The organism is Flavobacterium sp. UBA4854 (genome assembly GCF_002399805.1).
GTDB lineage: Bacteria > Bacteroidota > Bacteroidia > Flavobacteriales > Flavobacteriaceae > Flavobacterium > Flavobacterium ginsengisoli.
This window is the reverse complement of the sequence record NZ_DHEI01000042.1, coordinates 1-21,558: the sequence shown is the minus strand read 5'-3', so window position 1 is coordinate 21,558 and position 21,558 is coordinate 1. Positions and strand designations below refer to the sequence as shown.

Sequence of the window (21,558 nt, the reverse complement as noted above, 5' to 3'; positions counted from 1 at the left end):
TTATATATTTCTGCTGAGATTTTCACACAACAATATATTGACTCTGTAAAAAAGAATAATCGTAATGATTTTATTCACTTTTACCAGTTAATCGATGTTTTGATTATTGATGATGTTCAGTTCTTGTCTGGAAAATCAGGAACGCAAGACGTATTTTTCCATATTTTCAATTATTTACACCAAAACGGAAAACAAGTAATCTTGACTTCTGATAAAGCTCCTGTTGATATGCAGGATATCGAACAAAGATTATTATCTCGTTTTAAATGGGGATTATCTGCTGAGTTACATCAGCCTGATTACGAAACTCGTATCTCAATCTTAAAAAACATTTTATACCGTGATGGTGTAGAAATGCCAGAAGATATTTTAGAATATGTTGCTCGAAACATTAAATCAAATGTTAGAGAACTTGAAGGCGCTATTATTTCGTTGATTGCTCAATCTTCTTTCAATAAAAAAGAAGTTACAATCGAGTTAGCGAAAAGCGTTGTAGAGAAATTTGTTAAAAACGTAAAGAGAGAAATCTCTATCGATTATATTCAAAAAATCGTTTCAGATTATTTCCAATTAGATATTGAGACACTTCAATCTAAAACCAGAAAGAGGCATGTGGTGCAAGCAAGACAACTAGCGATGTTCTTTGCTAAGAAATTCACTAAAGCTTCTCTTGCTAATATTGGTTCACAAATTGGAGATCGCGATCACGCAACTGTTCTTCATGCATGTAAAACAGTCGACAACTTAGTTTCTACAGACAAACAATTTAAAAAGTTTGTTGAAGACATCAATAAAAAACTAACGCTTTAAGACACATCATGCCTGTAAAAATCTTAATGGTATGTTTAGGAAATATTTGCAGATCTCCTTTAGCTGAAGGAATTCTAGCTTCTAAACTACCCGAAGATAAATTCTTTGTTGACTCTGCTGGCACAGGTTCTTGGCATGTTGGCCATTGTCCAGACAAACGTTCTATTGAGGTTGCAAGAAAAAACGGAATCAATATCAGCGCGCAAAAAGGAAGACAAATTCAAGTTTCTGATTTTGATAAATTTGATTATATCTATGTAATGGATAATTCGAATTATCGCGATGTAATTCATTTAGCAAAAACTCCCGAACACAGAAACAAAGTTCGTTTGATTTTAAACGATTTATTTCCAGACGAAAATGTTGATGTTCCAGATCCATATTACGGCTCAGCAAACGGTTTTGACAACGTTTACCAAATGCTGGACGAAGTAACCGATTTAATTGCAGATCAGCTGCTAAAAAAACACTCCTAATTCAATTGTTTCTAAAAAAGAGATAATTGAATTTTTTAATTTTAAACAAAAGCACATGAAATCTTTCGGAAAATTATATCTAATTCCAACCACAATGGGCGAAAGCGATCCGATGGATGTTTTACCACAAACTGTTAGAAGAACGATAGAAGTTATCGACCATTATATTGTTGAAAATGATAAAACAGCCCGAAAATCGATAAAAGCCGTTTATCCAGAAAAAAAACAATCTGAACTGGTTCTTTTTACTCTTAACAAACGTACAGAACCGAGTGAGCATTTAGATTTTATAAAACCTTTACTAGAAGGTAAAAATATGGGACTAATGAGCGAAGCTGGCTGTCCTGGAGTTGCAGATCCTGGAGCTGTAATTGTAAAATTGGCGCACGAAAAAGGAATTCAGGTTGTACCTTTAGTTGGCCCTTCTTCTATCCTACTAGCTATGATGGCTTCTGGAATGAATGGGCAAAGTTTTACTTTCAACGGATATTTACCGATAGATAAAGATGAGAAAAAATCGGCAATACGCCATTTTGAGAGATTATCTCAGGATAAAAACCAATCGCAACTATTCATAGAAACCCCATACAGAAACAACAAATTAATTGAAGATCTTTTGCAGATTTTAAATCCATCAACACATTTATGTATTGCGACCGATATTACTTTGCCAACAGAATTTATAAAAACAATGCGGGTTTCAGATTGGAAAAAGCTAAAAATTGATATTGATAAACGTCCTACAATTTTTATTATCCATAAAATGTAGTAGCAATCTCTTTAAAAATCTATGCGTCAATTTTTGACGCATTTTTTTTGATTAAATTCTTTTTAATTAACAATCCTTAAAGATATATTTAACGCTTCTACATTAGTAAAAGAAGTAATTTTATTAGCTAAAAAAAATTGTTCGCGCCTTAAACTTTAATGATTTAAGCATCAAACCATTTCAAGAAACCCTCATCATTTTTAAATCATTAAGATTAACCTAAGTAATTTAATATTTAAAAATAAATATCATGAGAACATTTCTTTTTGTATTATTATTTTTTGGTTTAATCTCAAACTCTTTTTCTCAAGTTAAAAACGGTGATATAAAAGAGGACGAAATTAAAATGGCCGATTTACCTGCAGTTGTAATTAAAAGTGCAGGTAAAGATTTTTCTGTTTACTTACCAGACAGAAATCCTGATGAAAATGTGAGAGCACTTCAACAAAAATTCATTTCTTATGATTTAGGAAAAGATTATCAAGGCTATAATGAATTCTTGGTAGTGTTAGAATCTCCTAAAGGTTCTTTGTCTGCAACTTACAATGAAAATGGAAAACTAACTAGTGTGGTTGAAAATTATCAAAACGTACAGCTTCCTGCTAAAGTCATTTACTCTATTTATAAAGAATATCCTGGTTGGACCATTATAAAAGACAAATTTCTTTATACTCAAAAAGAAGGTGATATTGAAAAAAAAGAATACAATCTTAAAATCAAAAAAGACAAAACTATTCAGAACCTAGTGGTAAAACCAACTGGAGAAATAATTAAATAATCCCTAAAAAAATTCCGCAAAAGACATTAAACAACAGCTATTTATGAAATAGTTTTTCTTTAATGTCTTTTTTTTATGCTGTTAAAGAAAGAAAAATTGTTCAAATTCATTTCAAAACAATTACTTTTATATGTAACATTTCTACAATAAATTATGAGTAAACTCCCAAATGTAACCACTAGCATTTTTACAGTAATGTCTAAAATGGCAACTGAATACAATGCGATAAATCTTTCTCAGGGATTTCCTAATTTTCCTGTTGATGAACGATTAACAGATATCGTTGCAAAACTAGCTAAGGAAAATGTTCACCAATATACCCCAATGGCGGGTTATCCTCCGGTGATGAACAAAATTGGAAAGTTAATTCACGATTCGTACAATAGAACAATTAATCCAGAAGCAGAACTTTTAGTAACGGCCGGTGCTACGCAAGGAATTTTTACTACAATATTGGCTTTAGTAAAAGAAAATGATGAAGTCATAATTCTAGATCCAAGTTATGATTCTTACGAATCTCCTGTTTTACTCTGTAAAGCAAAACCTGTTCGAGTTGCCCTAAATGATGATTACACGCCAAACTGGGAAACAATAGAAAAAGCTTGTTCTGAAAAGAGCAAAATGATTATCATCAATAATCCGCATAATCCGACAGGAAAAATATTAACCGAAAATGATTTTATTCAGTTAAAAAACCTTCTTGAAAAATATCCAAAACTTATTGTTTTGTCTGACGAAGTTTACGAGTACATTACTTTCGAAGAAAAACATATTTCGGCACATACCAAAGATTTTCTTTTAGATTGTTGCGTTATGGTTTCTTCTTTTGGAAAATCTTTTCATATAACAGGCTGGAAAATTGGCTATACTATTGCTCCTGAACATTTAATGAAAGAAATTAAAAAGGTTCACCAGTTTTTGGTTTTTAGCGTAAACAGTATTTCTCAGTTTGCAATTAGCGAATATTTAGATGTTGTTGATGTAAATCTTCTTGGAAAATTCTATCAGGAAAAAAGAGATTATTTCCAGAAACTGCTTCAAAATAGCCGTTTTGAATTAAAACCTTGCGAAGGAACTTATTTTCAGGTTGCTTCTTATGCCAATATTTCAAACCAAGACGATGTTACTTTTTGCAAAAATCTAATCATCGATCATGGTGTTGCTGCAATACCTATTTCTACTTTTTATTCCGATCATAAAGATCAGAAACTTATTCGTTTTTGTTTTGCCAAAGACAACTCCACACTCGAGTCTGCAGCAAAAAAATTATGTGATATATAAAATTTATCGAAATTTTATAACATTATTATGCGTGCATCCTATTTTATTTAATTAATATTGCAAAAAAAGAAAAACTATGAGCTACACAGATAAAATGTTACGTGATGATGCTTTACAAGGCAAAGTCATTGTCGTTACAGGCGGCGGAAGCGGTTTAGGTAAAGCTATGACCAAATATTTTCTCGAATTAGGAGCTCAAGTAGCCATAACTTCTAGAGATCTAGAAAAGTTAAAAACTACGGCAGCCGAACTGGAAAGTCAGACTGGAGGTAAATGTCTTCCTTTACAATGCGATGTACGTCATTACGAAGAAGTAGAAAACATGCTTCAGGAAACTTTAAAAGTATTCGGAAAAGTAGATGTTCTTTTAAATAATGCAGCAGGTAATTTTATTTCGCCAACCGAAAGATTGTCAGCAAATGCATTTGATACCGTAATTGATATTGTATTAAAAGGTTCTAAAAACTGCACACTTGCTTTTGGAAAACATTGGATCGATACCAAACAAACGTCGGCAACAATTTTAAATATAGTAACCACTTACGCTTGGACAGGATCTGCTTATGTTGTTCCTAGTGCTACGGCAAAAGCGGGAGTTTTGGCAATGACAAGAAGTCTTGCTGTAGAATGGGCAAAATACGGAATTCGTTCCAATGCGATTGCACCAGGACCATTTCCAACAAAAGGAGCTTGGGACAGATTATTGCCTGGAGATCTTTCGGAGAAATTTGACATGGCTAAAAAAGTGCCATTAAAAAGAGTTGGAGATCACCAAGAATTGGCCAATTTAGCGGCTTATTTAGTTTCCGATTTCTCTTCATACATTAATGGAGACGTAATTACAATTGATGGTGGCGAATGGTTAAAAGGCGCTGGACAGTTCAATTTATTAGAAGCAATTCCAGAAGAACTTTGGGATCAGCTTGAAATGATGATTAAAGCAAAAAAGAATAAATAATTACAAGTGCTTACTAAATTCAGAATATTTTTTTTAAACTATACTGATTGCACGAAATCCCGAAGGTTTACTTTCGGGATTTTTTTTACCAAATAAGTTCATATAAGAGATTATAAGTTTAGTGGGGATTTTTAAAGTTCTTTAAGTCAAAAAAAAGAACTATTTATATTTACTTATATTGCTTAAATGATTTAAAACAAATAATTCGGTCTTTTATCAATATAACGGCAATAATTTCAGTTAAGTAACATTTTGCTTAAATATTTTCTAGCTTAAATTTACTTACGTTACTTATATGGTTAAATTATTTTAAATGTTTAGCGATTCAGTTAAATTATTATTTTTGCCAAACAAATATCAAACAAAAATTTTATGCTCATTATTGGAATTGCAGGAGGAACTGGAAGCGGAAAAACAACAGTTGTACACCAAATCATGAACGAATTACCAGATACTGAAGTTGGTGTAATTTCTCAAGATTCGTATTATAAAGAAAACCATAACTTGTCTTTTGACGAGAGAGCATTAATAAATTTTGATCACCCTCGTGCCATCGATTTTGAATTGTTGGTAAAACATCTAAAAGCTTTAAAAGCAGGTGAAACTATTGATCAGCCTGTTTACTCATTTATTCAGCATAACAGAACTGATGATACAATTACGACACATCCTAGAAAAGTAATGATTGTTGAAGGTATCTTAATTTTGACCAATCCAGAATTGCGTGAGCTTTTTGACATCAAAATCTACGTTCATGCCGATTCTGACGAAAGATTAATCCGTCGTTTAAAAAGAGATATTTCAGAGAGAGGCCGTGATATTGACGAGGTTTTAAATCGTTATCAAACTACTTTAAAGCCTATGCACGAGCAATTTATAGAGCCAACTAAAGCATTTGCCGATATTATTATTCCGAATGATAAATACAATACGGTAGCAATTGATGTAGTTCGGGCCGTAATTAATCAGCGTATTTCATAATTTTTATCGTAAATTTAAACCATAATAATTAGGAGCTTAACCGCTTTCGCCTTTATTCCCGATTTAGAAAAACTACGGCAAAAAAGCCTTGTTTTTCTAAATCGGGAGATATCGGGGCTAGAGATAACAAATACAAAAGAAATATTCGTTTAAAATGAAATTTAAAAATCCATACAAAGACAAAAAATGGTTCAAATATCTTGGAAACAAATATGTTTGGGTTTTGCTATTTTTTATAGTTTGGATGTTATTTTTAGATAATTACTCTTATTTTGATCATCGTTTTTTAGATGAACAAATTCATGAACTTCAAGATAATAAAAAGTATTATCAGGAAGAAATCAGAAAAGATCAGGAGCAGATCAAACAGCTCAAAAATCCCGAACAAATTGAGAAATACGCACGTGAAAAGTATTTCATGAAAAAAGATAGCGAAGATATTTATATCATACAATTTGAAGGAGATACCATTCAAGACAAAGAATAATCAAACAAAATACAATGGCCACTAACCTATTCGACGATTTTAATCCGATTTCATCCAAACAATGGAAACAAAAAATTCAGTTTGAATTAGATGGAGCCGATTACAATCAAACTGTTATTTGGAATTCACCAGAAGATATTCAGGTAAAGCCTTTTTATCATAGCGATGAGTTTACAAAAGCTGCAAATGTAAAAACTCAAGCCTCAGATTTTAAAATCTGCCAAAATATCTTTGTTTTCGATGTAGAAAAATCAATCGAACGTGCTTTAAACACTTTAGAGAGAGGCGCTGAAAGTCTTCGTTTTACAATCGAAAATGATAAAATTGATGTTCAAAAACTATTGGAAAATCTTCCTTTAGAAAACAAAACCGTTTACTTTAATTTCAGTTTTATCTCAATCGATTTCGTTAAAAAATTAGATACGATTTCAATTCAGAAAAAAGCTAATTTTTACTGCAATTTTGATCCAATCGGACAGTTAGCAAGAGAAGGAAATTGGTTTACCACTTCGGAGAAAAATAATTTTGAAACCTTAGATATACTTTTTAAGAATACAACTAATTTAAATCTGCTGAGTGTAGATTTGGGATTGTATCAAAATTCTGGAGCTAACATCACTCAACAAATTGCCTATAGTTTGGCTCATGCAAACGAATATTTAAATCGTTTCTCAGATACAGCAAAATCTATCGTCTTTCAGGTTTCTGTTGGAACAAATTATTTTTTCGAAATTGCTAAACTTCGTGCACTTCGAATGCTTTTTGATTTAATTGCTACAGAGTACGATTCAAAAATCGAATGTCACATAGTGGCAACTCCAACAAAACGTAATAAAACCATATACGATTATAATGTCAATATGCTTCGTACCACAACTGAATGTATGTCGGCAATTTTGGGTGGTGCAGATGCAATTGCCAATCTTCCTTATGATGCATTATATCATAAAGACAATGAATTTGGAGATCGAATTTCTAGAAATCAGCTTTTGATTTTAAAACATGAAAGTTATTTTGATAAAGTTGACAATCCAGCTGATGGAAGTTATTACATCGAAAGTTTAACCATGCAATTGGCAGAAAAAAGTTTAAATTTATTTAAAGAAATTGAAGCCAATGGAGGTTTTCTAAAACTTTTAAATGAAGGCACAATCAAAAAGAAAATTCAAGAAAGTGCCAATAAAGAACAGGAATTATTCGATTCTAAAAAAGAAATTTTATTAGGCACCAATAAATATCCGAATAAAGAAGACAGAATGAAACATGATTTAGAATTGTTTCCTTTTGTAAAAATAAAACCAAGAAAAACATTAATTACGCCAATTATTGAAAAAAGATTGGCAGAAAAAATGGAGCAAGAACGATTAGAATTGGAATAAACTTATGAAAAAAATTATTTTATTATTGCTTTTTAGTGCTTCGATAGCAACAGCTCAATCAAAAATCTTTGAAGAACATGAAGTTGAGAATAAACCAATGTTCCCTGGAGGGTGGAATGAATATATATTTTTTGTTGAAAAGAATTTTAAATGGATTCCTAAAGAAAAACTACCTAAATTCATAAGCGTAGAATTTATTGTACAAACTAATGGTTTAGTGACCGATGTTAAAGTGCTTAATCCAATAGGTACGCTTAATGAAAATGAAGCGCTTCGTGTTATGGCTTTAAGTCCAAAGTGGGTGCCAGCTACTTTACACGGAAAAGCAGTTCCTTGCCACATTAAATACTGGATGGCTGGTAACCCTTATGCTGATAATGAAGACATTGGAATATTAACAGTTGAAGAAGCTCCTCAAAGAGTTGAAAAAGCAAAGACTTTAACCGATAAAGATGACAATCGAGTTTATAACATAAGCGGAATAGAGATAAAACCAAGATTCCCAGGAGATATAGCTAAATTAGAGCGCTTTTTTAATAGCAATTTTCAAGTGCCTGAGGAAGATAACCTCAAGGGTAAAATAACAACATCGTTCACTATAGAAAAAGATGGCTCTTTGTCTGATATCAAAGTGATGCGTGATATAGGTTATGGAACAGGTGGCGAAGCAATTAGAGTATTAAGAAAATCTCCTAAATGGATCCCAGGCAAGCAAAATGGGAAACCAATAAGAGTTCAATATACATTTGTTTTTGCTCTTGATACTAATGATAAAAATCAACCTATTAAAATATAGATTTTGTTTAAAAACTCTTTAGTAAAAAATGACTGAAATTTATTCCGACAATCGAAAACTATTGGTGGAAAACTCAAACAGAAAGACTTATTAAGAGTAATCAAATTTTATATATTAAAGGCTAAAAAAATGAAAAGAAAAGATTTACAACATATCAAGCTTGAAAATTCCAGTCTCTTAGAAAAAGTTATTCTGAATGTGGAAAAGCATTTTCTTACTGCAGAAGGAATCGAAATTAAAAAAACGTATTCTGAAAAAGATATCGAAGATTTAGAGTTTCTTGATTTCGGAGCTGGTTTTGCGCCAAACTTGCGTGGGCCTTATGCAACAATGTACGTGAGACGTCCGTGGACTATTCGTCAATATGCTGGATTTTCGACAGCAGAAGAAAGTAATGCTTTTTACAGAAAAAATTTAGCCGCAGGACAGAAAGGACTTTCGATCGCTTTTGATCTTCCAACACACCGCGGTTACGATTCTGATCATGAAAGAGTGGTTGGCGATGTTGGAAAAGCTGGTGTAGCAATAGATTCTGTTGAAGACATGAAAGTGCTTTTCGATCAGATTCCGCTAGATGAAATGTCAGTTTCCATGACTATGAATGGAGCTGTTTTACCTATTATGGCTTTTTATATTGTTGCTGCAGAAGAGCAAGGCGTTAGTCCAGAAAAATTAGCAGGAACAATCCAAAATGATATTTTAAAGGAGTTTATGGTTAGAAATACTTATATCTATCCTCCAACTCCTTCGATGAAAATTATAGCTGATATTTTTGAGTTTACGAGCAAAAAAATGCCAAAATTCAATTCTATTTCTATTTCTGGTTATCACATGCAAGAAGCTGGAGCTACCGCCGACATTGAATTGGCTTACACTTTAGCAGATGGTTTAGAATACATTAGAACTGGATTATCTACAGGAATGACAATTGACGATTTTGCCCCAAGACTATCTTTCTTTTGGGCAATTGGCACGAATCATTTTATGGAAATCGCCAAAATGAGAGCCGGACGAATGATTTGGGCAAAACTATTGCAACAGTTTAATCCAAAAAGCGATAAATCTCTAGCATTAAGAACGCACTGTCAAACCAGCGGATGGAGCTTAACCGAACAAGATCCGTTTAATAATGTTGCCAGAACTTGTATTGAAGCTGCAGCAGCGGTTTTTGGCGGAACACAATCTTTGCATACCAATGCTTTAGATGAAGCAATTGCGCTTCCAACAGATTTCTCTGCTAGAATTGCACGTAATACCCAAATTTTTCTTCAAGAAGAAACTAAAATAACTAAAACAGTAGATCCTTGGGCTGGTAGCTATTATGTTGAAAGTTTGACTAACGAAATCGTTGAAAAGACTTGGAAATTAATCGAAGAAGTTGAAGAACTTGGAGGAATGACAAAAGCAATTGAGGCTGGAATTCCGAAACTTCGAATTGAAGAGGCAGCCGCGAGAAAACAAGCTAGAATTGACAGTGGTCAAGATATTATTGTTGGAGTTAATAAATACCGTTTAGAGAAAGAAGATCCGTTGGATATTCTAGATGTAGACAATCAATTGGTTCGCAAGCAGCAAATTGAACGTCTGGAAGAAATTAAACAAACCAGAGATACTGAAAAAGTAAATAAGTCACTAGAAAAATTAATCCTTTGTGCACAAACGGGACAAGGCAACTTGCTAGAAATTGCAATTGAAGCTGCTAGAAATAGAGCAACACTGGGCGAAATCAGTAATGCGCTGGAGACAGTTTTTGGTCGTTTTAAAGCACAAATTAAATCTTTTAGCGGAGTGTATAGTGCAGCAATTAAAAATGACGAGAATTTTGAACGAGCAAAACAACTTGCAGATGTTTTTGCTAAACAAGAAGGTAGACGTCCTAGAATTATGATTGCAAAAATGGGACAAGATGGTCATGACCGAGGCGCAAAAGTGGTTGCTACGGGTTATGCAGATGTTGGTTTTGATGTTGATATAGGTCCGCTATTTCAAACTCCGGCCGAAGCAGCAAAACAAGCTGTTGAGAATGATGTTCACATCTTAGGTGTTTCATCACTTGCTGCTGGACACAAAACTTTGGTACCGCAAGTAATAGAAGAACTAAAAAAACATGGTCGCGAAGATATAATGGTAATTGTAGGCGGTGTTATTCCGTCTCAGGACTATCAATTTTTGTTTGATGCAGGAGCATCGGCTGTCTTTGGCCCTGGCACTAAAATAAGTGAAGCCGCTATAAAAATCTTAGAAGCTTTAATAGATTAAAAAGAAAATCCCTTTTACAAGGGATTTTTCTTTTTTCATTTAGTCGTTTACTGTTGCGTTACTATCTGCTTCTATAAAAGAAAGATCGTAACCTGCAAAATCTCTCATATAGCTTTTCAAAGAAGTTCCAAAAGCATCTCTAAAATGTCTGCTTCCTTTGTTTTTGAAAAAGTTCTTTACAGAACCTGCACCACCTAAATGCGCTGCAGCTAAAATTCCAGATTCGGTAATTTCAATACCACTGATGATTTTACCTTGATACTTTTCGATTTCGTAACGTAAAATCCATTTGTTTTTGGCTAACAAAGCCATAAAAGCTTTTTCTTGTAGCGCAGGATCTTTTAAAAAGGCTTTATTATCATTAATTCCGATTGCTCTTAAAGCTTTAGAACCAAATTGATATTTACCCATATAACCAAGAGAATTTACTAGCCTGTATTGCCCTTGTGATTCTTTAAAAGCTACTGCTTCTTTAAATCCTATTAGATGATTTCCTGTGTATGGGACGTTGGTGTTTGGATAATCATCTTTTTCTTTTGATGGAAAAATGTATTCTGATCCATCTGTTTTTTCAATTAAAAACCAAGGTTTGGTTTCTTTTTCTGAGGGAATAAATCCCAAACTTAAAAATGTAATAATAACGACTAAACTCGCATAAAAATACCATTTCTTTATCATAAATTGTTTTTCTTCAAGACGCTGTCACCCTCTTGAAATTTCTACGGTGCAAAGATAAGTCTTTTCAAAATATACTATAAATCAACGCTTTAACATTTACCACTTAAAAACGCAATTCGCTTTCATCCCAGATATACTAATGGATTCCGAAAGATTTGAAGTCACTTATTTCAGCTCTAAAAATTGAAATTTTGGGTCAAAAAAAATCGCATTTTATAGAAATTTTAAGCATTTTTTACAAAAAAGAAAGAATTAGCCTACATAAAAAATGTAGTTTTTATGCACATTTTGAAAAGGTGGTTTTCGAATTTTATAAAATTCATCATTAAAAAATGGTTATTTTTTTATTATGACAAATCGAAAAATACACAAAATAGCAATTTCATAATTTTTCAATTTCAAAGACTTTTTTACATCAGAAAAAAACAAAAAAACCGAAGCAAAATTGACTTCGGTTTTCTAATATTATTTACACAAATTAGGATTATCTTGTTACTCCTTGACTTGCAATCCAGTCTGAATATTTTTTTGCATTTACGTTATGTTCTGCTAGTGTTGCAGCAAATTCGTGATATCCGAAACGATCAACACTTGCACAGAAATAGATATAATCGTTCTTTTCTGGGTTTAAAACTGCTTCTAAAGCTGTAATATCAGGCATTGCAATTGGCCCTGGAGGAAGTCCTTTATTTACATAAGTATTATATGGAGATCTCATTACCAAATCATTATAAAAAACTCGTTTAATAACTTGATCAAAATCGTTATCTCTTAATTTTAAAGCATAAATAACTGTTGGATCTGCTTGTAATGGCATTTCTAAACGTAACCGGTTTAAATAAACACCAGCAATACGAGGTCTTTCGTCTTTTTTAACGGATTCTTTATGGACAATTGAAGCTAAAATAGTAGCTTGAACCGGGGTTAAACCTTGTGCTTTTGCTTTAGCGATTCTATCTGCTGTCCAGAAATTGTGATATTCTTTAATCATTTTATCACGAAACTTTTCTGCCGATGTATTCCAATAAATCTCATAAGTATTAGGAATAAACATTGCAAAAACGTTTTCTTCGTTAAATCCGTTTGCGGCTAAAAAAGTAGAATCTTTTATAGCTTTCATTAATGATAAGCTGTCTGCTTCAATTTCTTTTCCAATTCTTCCAGCAAAATTCTCTAAGCGCTCTTGATTGTTAAAAACCAATTTTACAGGAATGTTAGAACGCATTGCTCGTACTAAGTCAATATTGTTCATGTCTTTTTTCAAAAGAAAACGACCCGATTTTACATTTTGCGGATAGTCTCTTTTTTCAGCAACCATTTCAAAGTTGTCAAAGTTTTTTATGTAAGGTGCCAAAATCTTTTTTACATCAGTGTAATTCGCATCTGTAGGCACGTAAACGTAGACTTCTTTTTCTTCAAATTTAGTGTTAGAACTAAAAATTCTACTGATTAAAATAAAACCATAAATCAATAAAGCTGAAATTATGGCTACTGCAGTTATTGTGATTATTTTTTTTAGACTCAAAGCTTAAAGTTTAAATTTGTTTATTAATTAGCTGAAAAATTGCTTCATCATGATAATGATTATGATACAAAATCCAGTCTTTTTTTATTCCGATTTTCTTAAAACCAAATTTAGTAAAAAGTGCAATACTCGCTACATTTTGTACGCCAATATTTGCATACAATTGATGTAGATTTAAATTGGTAAAAGAATAATTAATTAAAAGTTCTAAAGCCTCAGAACCAATATTTTTACCTTGATTTTCTTCTTTCTGAATTACAATACCAATACCTGCCCTATTATTTCTAGGATCAAACTCAAACAAATCAATCAATCCAATTGCAGGAAAATCTTCATCTTGACAAATTGCCAAACGAAGTTGTTTTGCCTCATAAATATCTTGGTGGGCATTTTCTAAATATTGTTTAATCAAAAAACGGCTGTAAGGAGTTTGCGTATTACTAACTTCCCAGATATTCTCATCATTTTCTATAGAATAGATGAACTCCAAATCTTGAGGTTCGAGTGCACGCAAATAAATAGAATCGCCTTTTAATGTTATCATTCAATTTTAGATTTAAATCTCGATTGTTCCTTTGAAAACGAATTTTGCAGGTCCTGTCAAGAAAACATTGGTATAACCATCATTATCTTTATCAAAAGAAACGACAAGTTTTCCGCCTTCAACATTTAAGTTTATTGAAGTTTTATCTGTTTCTCCAATGGCGTTCATGGCAATCGCTACTGCAGTCGCGCCAGTTCCGCAAGCAAGAGTTTCGTCTTCAACACCTCTTTCGTATGTTCTTAAAGAAAAAGTATCGTTATCTACTTTTTTTACAAAGTTTACATTGCTGCCTTTTTCACCATACAATTCACCGTAACGAATTGCTGCTCCGTTTTCTTTTACATTATAATGTTCCAAATCGTCTACAATTTGAACATGGTGAGGCGAACCAGTATTTAGGAAAGTATAAGAATCTTTTTTCTGAATTTCGTTAACATCAATCATTTGTAAAGAAACAATTGAATCAGCATTAACAGAAGCATGATGTAATCCGTCTGTTGCAATAAAAGTCGTTTTATCATCAATTACTCCCAATTGATTGGCAAAAGCAACAAGGCAACGACCACCGTTTCCGCACATCGAACTTTGATTTCCATCAGAGTTGTAATACACCATTCTAAAATCGGTTTCAGTATCATTTTCTAAAAGAATTAATCCATCGGCTCCAATTCCGAAACGTCTGTCGCACAGGCGTTCAATAAGTTTTACATCGTCTTTTGGAAAGAAATTTGTACGATTATCAATCATTACAAAATCATTTCCTGTACCTTGATATTTATAAAATTCTACTTGCATTTTTTAGTTGTTAGAAATACAAAAGTACGAACTATTAATTAATGAAATGTTAATCATTGTTAAAGAGCGTTAAACCGTTTTTACAAATAATTTTTTGAAGTAATTTTACGTTAAATAAAACATGAAACTTAAATTCTAATAACTTAATTACAAATTCTAATATGAAAAGATTTTCAGCCTTATTTTTAGTGTCATTGTTAAGTGGTGCTATTACTCTTGGTGCTTACAAGTTATTATTTGAAAGCAACAATTCTTTTTTTGGAAAAGGAAATTCTGTTGTAACTCTTGCCCCTAACTCTTATGGAAAAAATGTTGGTTTAGGTGCCGAAATACTAGATTTTACCGAAGCTGCAGACAAAACTGTTCACACCGTTGTTCACGTAAAAAATGTCTCAAGAAGAACCGTAAGCAATCCGATGTTGGAGTTTTTCTACGGATACGGCGGACAGCAACAGCAAGAACAAGTAGGAACTGGTTCTGGTGTAATTATTTCTGAAGACGGATACATTGTGACTAACAATCACGTAATTAAAGACGCGACAGAAATTGAAATTACTTTAAACAATAAAAAATCATACAAAGCGAAGTTAATTGGTACAGATTCTAAAATGGACATTGCTCTTTTAAAAATCAATGCCGATGAAAAACTTCCTTACACTGCTTTTGCCAATTCTGATAATGTGAAAGTTGGAGAATGGGTATTGGCAGTTGGAAACCCATATAATTTAACTTCAACAGTAACTGCGGGAATTGTTTCGGCAAAAGCCAGAAATTTAGACCAAAGCGGAATCCAATCTTTCATTCAAACTGATGCTGCTGTAAACCCAGGTAATAGCGGTGGAGCGTTAGTAAATGCGAGAGGAGAATTAATTGGAATTAATACTATGATTTCTTCAATGACAGGTTCTTATGTTGGATATTCTTTTGCCGTTCCTTCTAATATTGCTCGCAAAATTATTGAGGACATCATGGAATATGGAAATGTTCAAAGAGGTATTCTTGGAGTTGAAGGAGGCGAATTGAATGCAACTGCTTCTAAAGAATTAGGAGTAACAGAAACACAAGGATTCTACATTAATAGAGTTTCTAAAAACTCTGGAGCAGAAAAAGCTGGTTTAACAAAAGGAGATATTATTGTAAAACTAGATGATCAAAATATTGCAACATATGCTGATTTATCAGGTTACATTAATACAAAACGTCCAAACGATGTTGTAAAAGTAACTTATATTAAAGAAGGAAAAACCAAAACGGTTCCTGTAACTTTAAGTAAAAACGAGTTTTACAGCGCCGAATTTAAAGGAATCGAATTAGAAAACATTGATGCTACTGACAAGAAAAAATTCAGAATTGATTATGGTGTAAAAATTAAAAACATAAGCAATGAGAATTTAATGCAATATCAAAACGAATTACTAGGAAATATTATTCTTAGCATTGATAATGTAAAAGCAACAAACGTTGAAACTGTTTCTAAACTTTTAAGTAAAAAAGACGAAGGACAAAGCATAAGAATTGAAATGATCAACAGAAACGGAGAGATTTTCAGAATAATTATTTAAGTCGCAGTTTTCAGTCCCAGTTTTCAGTTACTAAAAACTGTAAACTGGGACTGCGACTGAAAACTTCAAAAAAGCCATCTTAAGAAAATTAAGGTGGCTTTTTTATTTTCAAAAATAAATGCTAAAATAGTTTACGAAATCGATTGAAATAGATACTTTTGCGCAAAATTTTAAAATAGTGAGCATTTTATTTTTTCAATTATGAGTAACAAATCATTGTACCAAAAAGAGGTATCCTTACAAGTCGACCGAAGAAAAGCCGGCGTCGAATTAATCAAAATCATAAGCGATTTATGGTATGACAAATCAATCGAAATGGTTTTATTCAAAAATCAATTATTGGATAAAAACGTTAGCGATATTATCAATCTTCACCAATATGCTGGAGAATTTGTAGGCAAACCCATCACCATTTTTGATTCAGTTGAAATCGCAAGAGTTGTGTTATCATTAGATCTTCCGCCAGCAAAAATAGATTTAGGAAAACTTACTTATGAGTATCGCCTAGAGGATGAAAAATATCCAGATGCAAGATATTTTGTTATTGACAAACTGAAAAAAGCAAAATCTTCAAAAGAAATTCAACCAAAAGATGTTGTTTTATATGGTTTTGGAAGAATTGGGCGTTTATTAGCAAGAGAGCTAATGTCTAAAACTGGAAAAGGAAATCAATTGCGCCTGAGAGCAATTGTAACGCGCGATAAAAACGATGCAACGAGCTTAGAGAAACGAGCTTCTCTATTGCGATACGACTCCATTCACGGAGATTTTCAAGGATCTATAATAGCCGATGCTAAAAATAATGCCTTAATTATAAACGGAACAACTGTTCATATCATTACAGCCAATTCACCAGAAGAAATTGATTATACCGCATACGGAATAAATGATGCTTTAGTAATTGATAATACTGGAGCATTTACAACCGAAGAAGCATTAAAAAGACATTTAACTTCAAACGGAGCTAGTAAAGTTTTACTGACTGCTCCAGGAAAAGGAGTTCCAAATATTGTACATGGTGTTAATCATAACGATTTTAATCCCGATGAAGTAAATATTTTTTCGGCTGCATCTTGCACAACAAATGCCATTACTCCAATTCTAAAAGTTGTTGAAGAAACTCTTGGAGTTGTAAAAGGACACTTAGAAACAATTCATGCCTATACAAACGACCAAAATTTGGTTGATAATATGCATAAAAAATACCGCCGCGGGAGAGCCGCTGCTTTAAATATGGTAATTACTGAAACTGGCGCAGGAAGTGCGGTGGCGAAAGCTTTACCATCATTAGAAGACAAACTAACTTCAAATGCTATTCGAGTTCCTGTTCCTAATGGATCTCTAGTCGTTTTGAATTTAGAAGTTAAAAAACCTACATCTATTACAGCAATCAATAAAATTATGAAGAAATATGCTCTAGAAGGAGAACTTGTGGAGCAGATAAAATATTCTTTAAATAACGAACTAGTTTCATCTGATATTGTCGGCACTTCTGCTCCATCTATTTATGACAGCAATGCAACAATTGTTTCAAAGGATGGAAAAAATATAGTACTTTATATTTGGTACGATAACGAATATGGTTACAGTCATCAAGTAATTCGCTTAGCAAAATATATTGCCAAAGTAAGACGTTATACTTATTATTAATTCAACCAAACTAACTTTTTTTCTTAAAACCATCAGGACTTCCTGATGGTTTTTTGTTTTACTTTAAATAGGAAGAACTGTTGTACTTTTAACCTCCGAAATCACAAAAACGGTATTTATTAAAGAAACTTCAGGTAAAACCGATAATTTCTTCTGATGAAAATGATGATAACTTTCCATGTCTGGAATTATGATTTTCAGCATATAATCAAAGTTTCCTGAAACGTAATTACATTCGACAACTTCAGGCAAATTCAAAATCGATTGATTAAATCCTTCCGAAGTATCATAAGTCTGTTTTGTAAGCGTAACTTGGCAGTAAACCGTCAAATTATTTCCAAGTTTTTTCTTATCTAAAATAGTCACATATTTCTCTATAATGCCATCTTTTTCAAGACGTTTCACTCGATCATGAACAGGAGTCAAAGACAGATTTATTTTGTTTGCAATGTCTTTTAATGTGTAATGCGCGTCTTCTTGTAAAAGACGTAGTATTTTTTTGTCAATTTCATCTAAAGCCATAACGAAAACGTTTTATTAAAATTAGTCCGATTTAGTCATTTTTTCTTTTTGAATAATCAATTTCACTTCAAAACAGAATATTTTTCTGTAAAAATAAAAAATAAAATAATATTTTCTTATTTATGAAGCATTAAACCATAATTTATTCTCTATCTGTAGATTTGTAAAACAATTTCAATAAAAACAAAAAAATATAACAAAATGATAATAGGTGTTCCTAAAGAAATAAAAAATAACGAAAACAGAGTTGCCTTAACTCCTGCAGGTGTTTCTGAAATGAAAAAACACGGACATACAGTTTATGTTCAAGCTACAGCTGGTTTAGGAAGTGGTTTTGCTGATGCAGAATATGCAGAAGCTGGTGCGATTGTTTTACCAACTATTGAAGAAATTTATGCAATTGCAGAAATGATCATCAAAGTAAAAGAACCAATTGCATCTGAATATCCATTAATCAAGAAAGATCAATTGTTATTCACATATTTCCACTTCGCTTCTTCTGAAGAATTAACGCATGCGATGTTAGAAAAAGGAGCTGTTTGTTTAGCTTACGAAACTGTAGAAAAAACAGACAGAAGTTTACCATTATTAGTTCCAATGTCTGAGGTAGCAGGCCGTATGGCAATTCAGCAAGGAGCAAAATACCTTGAAAAACCACTAAAAGGAAGAGGAATTCTTTTAGGCGGTGTTCCAGGTGTTCCACCAGCAAAAGTATTAGTTTTAGGTGGAGGAATCGTAGGAACTCAAGCTGCTAAAATGGCTGCTGGATTAGGTGCTCAAGTAACAATTATGGACTTAAGCTTACCTCGCTTACGCCAATTAGATGATATCATGCCAGCAAACGTAAACACAGAAATGTCTAATCATTACAATATCACAAGAGCAATTAAAGACGCTGACTTAATTGTTGGAGCTGTTTTAATTCCAGGAGCAAAAGCACCTCACTTAATTACTCGTGATATGCTAAAATTAATGCGACCAGGAACTGTTGTTGTTGACGTAGCGGTAGATCAAGGAGGATGTATCGAAACTTGTACTCCAACAACTCACGAAAACCCAACTTTCATTATTGATGATATAGTTCACTATTGTGTAGCTAATATGCCAGGAGCTGTACCTTACACTTCTACTTTAGCTTTAACAAACGCAACTTTACCATATGCTGTGCAATTAGCAAACAAAGGATGGGAAAAAGCTTGTGCTGAAAATGAAGAATTAAATAAAGGATTAAACGTAGCAAATGGAAAAATCCTTTACAAAGGAGTTGCCGAAGCTTGGAATCTTCCTTTTAACGAAGAAATAGTATTAGCAAACGCATAGTGCTAATACTTGTATAAGTGCTTACTAAAATCACTATTACAAAAAGGCTTTTCTTAATTGAAAAGCCTTTTTTTTACATAAAAAAACCTGTCACATAGACAGGTTTTTCAATATAATATTTTTTACTTCTTATTATCAAGAACTTCAGTAAGTACTTTAGCTTCAGTTCCATTTGGGAAAGTAACTTTAATTTTCTGAGCTATAGTTGGTGCAATCTCCGTAATTGCTTTTTTATCATACGATTCTCCTTTCTTAATATTCCAACCATAAAAAATTGCTGGTACATGTGTATCGTAGCTATAAATTGTCCCGTGTGATGTTCCCGTTGGTGTGTATTCAATCATTCCAGGCTTATCTACAATAACTAAATCGCCATTCTGCGTCACATCATATCCTTTAGCAACGAAATTAAGAGCATAATCATTTCCAGCATTAGCTAAAATTTCCTCTTCTGTATAAACCTTTTTCACTTGTGGTTGAGTAATTAAAAACTCCTTAAAAGCTTGTTTTACTTTTACTAGCTCTAATTTTTTATCTTTAATAATTTGTTTGTTAAAGAAAACATTAAAGTTTGAATAGTTCTGAATTAAATCAACTCCAAAAGTCTTAGTTGAAAAATCCTGCATGCTTTTCTTAACCTCTTTAGAAGGATAATTATCAACATTATATTTACGATCTTTCAAATAAATAACGTTTTCAGCTCCAGCATGATCAGCCGTTAAGAAAAGCAAATAATTTCCTTTTCCAACCGTTTTATCAAGATAAGCCAAGAAGTCAGCAATAGTTTGATCTAATCTTAAATAAGTGTCTTGAAGTTCCATAGATCTTGGCCCAAGTAAGTGACCTACATAATCTGTAGAAGAAAAACTAACCGTCAAGAAGTCTGTAATATTATCTTTTCCTAATTCTTCTTTCTCAATTGCTCTTTTTGCAAATTCAGCCAACAAATCATTTCCGAAAGGAGTAGCACGGATGATTCCAGCATCATTTTTCTCATACATTGATTTTAAATCATATGGAAAGACTGGTGCGGCACTTCCATATAATTTTCCTTCATAAGGGTTATTATCAGGAAGACTTTCATTATAAACAGAAGCGGGTTTGAATAAGTCCCAACCTTTATTAATGTACTTTAAGTAGTTTTTCTCGTTATTGAATTCATTAACCCAATCTGGCAACTTCTCACCATAGAAAGTACTAGAAATAAAAGAACCGGTTTTACTATACCAAAATGCCCAATTTGCAAAATGTCCGGCTGGTAATATAGCTCCACGGTCTTTCAAACTTAATCCAATTACTTTTCCGTTAAAATTAGTAGCCATTCTAACTTCATCTGTAATTGTAGTGCTTTGAAGGTTTTTCGGAGACATTGCACCTTCCTCAACAGTTCCGTCTCCTACAGTTTTAACTCCTGCATCATCTGTACAGTACATTTCTTTACCAAGAGTTCTACTAAACCATTCATTACCAACAATTCCGTGAGTAGCAGGTGTTGTCCCTGTGTAGATTGAAGCGTGTCCTGGAGCAGTATAAGTTGGCATATAATTGTAATGCATATTCTGGAAAGTAAATCCATCATTCATTAATCTTTTAAATCCGTTTGGAGAAAAATCATCTGAAAAGCGATATAAATATTCCATTTTCATTTGATCTACAACTATACCCACAACTAATTTTGGACGTTGTTGAGCACTTAAACTTACGACAGCAAGAAGTGCTAACAATAAAATATTTTTCTTCATGTTTAAATAAAATAATTGAAACACAAAAATACTCATTCAAATTCAAAAAGTCTAAAATATACATATCTAACCTAAGACAATTGACTATAATTTAACACTTTTACTACTCACAATATTTAAATCAGGATATATTTTCTTATTATTAATCCCTTGTACAACCTAAGTTTAATTCCAAATAAAAAAATAGAAATGCGTATAAAACAAAAAACCCTATCCGATCTGGATAGGGTTTTCAAAGAAAGGCGA

The 21,558-nt window shown here is 32.6% G+C and carries 20 protein-coding genes; 14 read left to right on the top strand and 6 right to left on the bottom strand.

Going from position 1 to position 21,558, the window contains the following annotated elements; translation table 11 throughout:
* The 11 genes from B3J44_RS06070 to scpA all read left to right on the top strand — a co-directional run.
* Positions 1 to 810, top strand: an 810-nt coding sequence (locus B3J44_RS06070; RefSeq protein WP_286966817.1) for a chromosomal replication initiator protein DnaA, incomplete at its 5' end; no start/stop codon positions are given.
* Positions 811 to 818: 8 nt separating this feature from the next.
* A complete protein-coding gene (locus B3J44_RS06065; protein ID WP_286966814.1) occupies positions 819 to 1,286 on the top strand; it encodes a low molecular weight protein-tyrosine-phosphatase in 468 nt (155 codons plus the stop codon).
* 55 nt (positions 1,287 to 1,341) lie between these two features.
* Positions 1,342 to 2,055 carry an SAM-dependent methyltransferase gene (locus B3J44_RS06060; protein WP_286966812.1) on the top strand — a complete coding sequence of 238 codons (714 nt, stop codon included), beginning with the start codon at positions 1,342 to 1,344 and terminating at the stop codon, positions 2,053 to 2,055.
* A 250-nt stretch (positions 2,056 to 2,305) separates the two neighbouring features.
* Positions 2,306 to 2,833: a hypothetical protein gene (locus B3J44_RS06055; RefSeq protein WP_198858281.1), complete on the top strand. Its 528-nt coding sequence runs from the start codon at positions 2,306 to 2,308 to the stop codon at positions 2,831 to 2,833.
* 153 nt (positions 2,834 to 2,986) lie between these two features.
* Positions 2,987 to 4,114: a methionine aminotransferase gene (locus B3J44_RS06050; protein ID WP_286966810.1), complete on the top strand. Its 1,128-nt coding sequence runs from the start codon at positions 2,987 to 2,989 to the stop codon at positions 4,112 to 4,114.
* Between the two features lie 76 nt (positions 4,115 to 4,190).
* Entirely contained in the window at positions 4,191 to 5,072 is an 882-nt protein-coding gene (locus B3J44_RS06045) for an SDR family oxidoreductase (RefSeq protein WP_198858279.1), read from the top strand.
* 372 nt (positions 5,073 to 5,444) lie between these two features.
* On the top strand, positions 5,445 to 6,053 hold the full coding sequence (gene udk / locus B3J44_RS06040) for a uridine kinase (protein ID WP_111363887.1): 609 nt from the start codon (positions 5,445 to 5,447) through the stop codon (positions 6,051 to 6,053).
* 154 nt (positions 6,054 to 6,207) lie between these two features.
* On the top strand, positions 6,208 to 6,540 hold the full coding sequence (locus tag B3J44_RS06035) for an FtsB family cell division protein (protein ID WP_198858278.1): 333 nt from the start codon (positions 6,208 to 6,210) through the stop codon (positions 6,538 to 6,540).
* A gap of 14 nt (positions 6,541 to 6,554) precedes the next feature.
* Complete coding sequence (locus B3J44_RS06030; RefSeq protein ID WP_286966806.1) at positions 6,555 to 7,919, top strand: methylmalonyl-CoA mutase subunit beta; 1,365 nt, start codon at positions 6,555 to 6,557, stop codon at positions 7,917 to 7,919.
* 4 nt (positions 7,920 to 7,923) lie between these two features.
* A complete protein-coding gene (locus B3J44_RS06025) occupies positions 7,924 to 8,715 on the top strand; it encodes an energy transducer TonB (RefSeq protein ID WP_286966802.1) in 792 nt (263 codons plus the stop codon).
* A gap of 129 nt (positions 8,716 to 8,844) precedes the next feature.
* Positions 8,845 to 10,974, top strand: a complete 2,130-nt coding sequence (gene scpA, locus B3J44_RS06020; protein WP_286966800.1) for a methylmalonyl-CoA mutase — start codon at positions 8,845 to 8,847, stop codon at positions 10,972 to 10,974.
* 39 nt (positions 10,975 to 11,013) lie between these two features.
* Here the strand turns inward: scpA and B3J44_RS06015 are convergent, their stop codons facing one another.
* The 4 genes from B3J44_RS06015 to dapF all read right to left on the bottom strand — a co-directional run bounded on the left by B3J44_RS06015 (position 11,014) and on the right by dapF (position 14,516).
* Complete coding sequence (locus B3J44_RS06015; protein ID WP_286966798.1) at positions 11,014 to 11,652, bottom strand: peptidoglycan-binding protein LysM; 639 nt, start codon at positions 11,650 to 11,652, stop codon at positions 11,014 to 11,016.
* A gap of 484 nt (positions 11,653 to 12,136) precedes the next feature.
* The gene (mltG, locus tag B3J44_RS06010; RefSeq protein WP_198858274.1) at positions 12,137 to 13,177 is read right to left on the bottom strand and encodes an endolytic transglycosylase MltG; all 1,041 of its coding nucleotides are present in this window, start codon (positions 13,175 to 13,177) and stop codon (positions 12,137 to 12,139) included.
* A gap of 10 nt (positions 13,178 to 13,187) precedes the next feature.
* Entirely contained in the window at positions 13,188 to 13,721 is a 534-nt protein-coding gene (locus tag B3J44_RS06005; RefSeq protein ID WP_198858273.1) for a GNAT family N-acetyltransferase, read from the bottom strand.
* A 12-nt stretch (positions 13,722 to 13,733) separates the two neighbouring features.
* Positions 13,734 to 14,516: a diaminopimelate epimerase gene (dapF, locus tag B3J44_RS06000; RefSeq protein ID WP_198858272.1), complete on the bottom strand. Its 783-nt coding sequence runs from the start codon at positions 14,514 to 14,516 to the stop codon at positions 13,734 to 13,736.
* Between the two features lie 161 nt (positions 14,517 to 14,677).
* On the opposite strand from dapF, the gene B3J44_RS05995 reads away from it, so the two are divergent.
* Together B3J44_RS05995 and B3J44_RS05990 are read left to right on the top strand one after the other, a co-directional pair.
* On the top strand, positions 14,678 to 16,078 hold the full coding sequence (locus tag B3J44_RS05995) for a trypsin-like peptidase domain-containing protein (RefSeq protein WP_286966794.1): 1,401 nt from the start codon (positions 14,678 to 14,680) through the stop codon (positions 16,076 to 16,078).
* A 201-nt stretch (positions 16,079 to 16,279) separates the two neighbouring features.
* Positions 16,280 to 17,728: a glyceraldehyde-3-phosphate dehydrogenase gene (locus B3J44_RS05990; RefSeq protein ID WP_286966792.1), complete on the top strand. Its 1,449-nt coding sequence runs from the start codon at positions 16,280 to 16,282 to the stop codon at positions 17,726 to 17,728.
* A 63-nt stretch (positions 17,729 to 17,791) separates the two neighbouring features.
* Here B3J44_RS05990 and B3J44_RS05985 read toward each other — a convergent pair whose 3' ends face one another.
* Positions 17,792 to 18,250 carry an Lrp/AsnC family transcriptional regulator gene (locus B3J44_RS05985; RefSeq protein ID WP_053474073.1) on the bottom strand — a complete coding sequence of 153 codons (459 nt, stop codon included), beginning with the start codon at positions 18,248 to 18,250 and terminating at the stop codon, positions 17,792 to 17,794.
* Between the two features lie 201 nt (positions 18,251 to 18,451).
* On the opposite strand from B3J44_RS05985, the gene ald reads away from it, so the two are divergent.
* Positions 18,452 to 19,570 carry an alanine dehydrogenase gene (ald, locus tag B3J44_RS05980; protein ID WP_286966786.1) on the top strand — a complete coding sequence of 373 codons (1,119 nt, stop codon included), beginning with the start codon at positions 18,452 to 18,454 and terminating at the stop codon, positions 19,568 to 19,570.
* A gap of 122 nt (positions 19,571 to 19,692) precedes the next feature.
* On the opposite strand, the gene pafA is transcribed toward ald, so the two are convergent.
* Entirely contained in the window at positions 19,693 to 21,312 is a 1,620-nt protein-coding gene (gene pafA, locus B3J44_RS05975; RefSeq protein ID WP_286966784.1) for an alkaline phosphatase PafA, read from the bottom strand.
* Between the last annotated feature and the right edge of the window lie 246 nt (positions 21,313 to 21,558).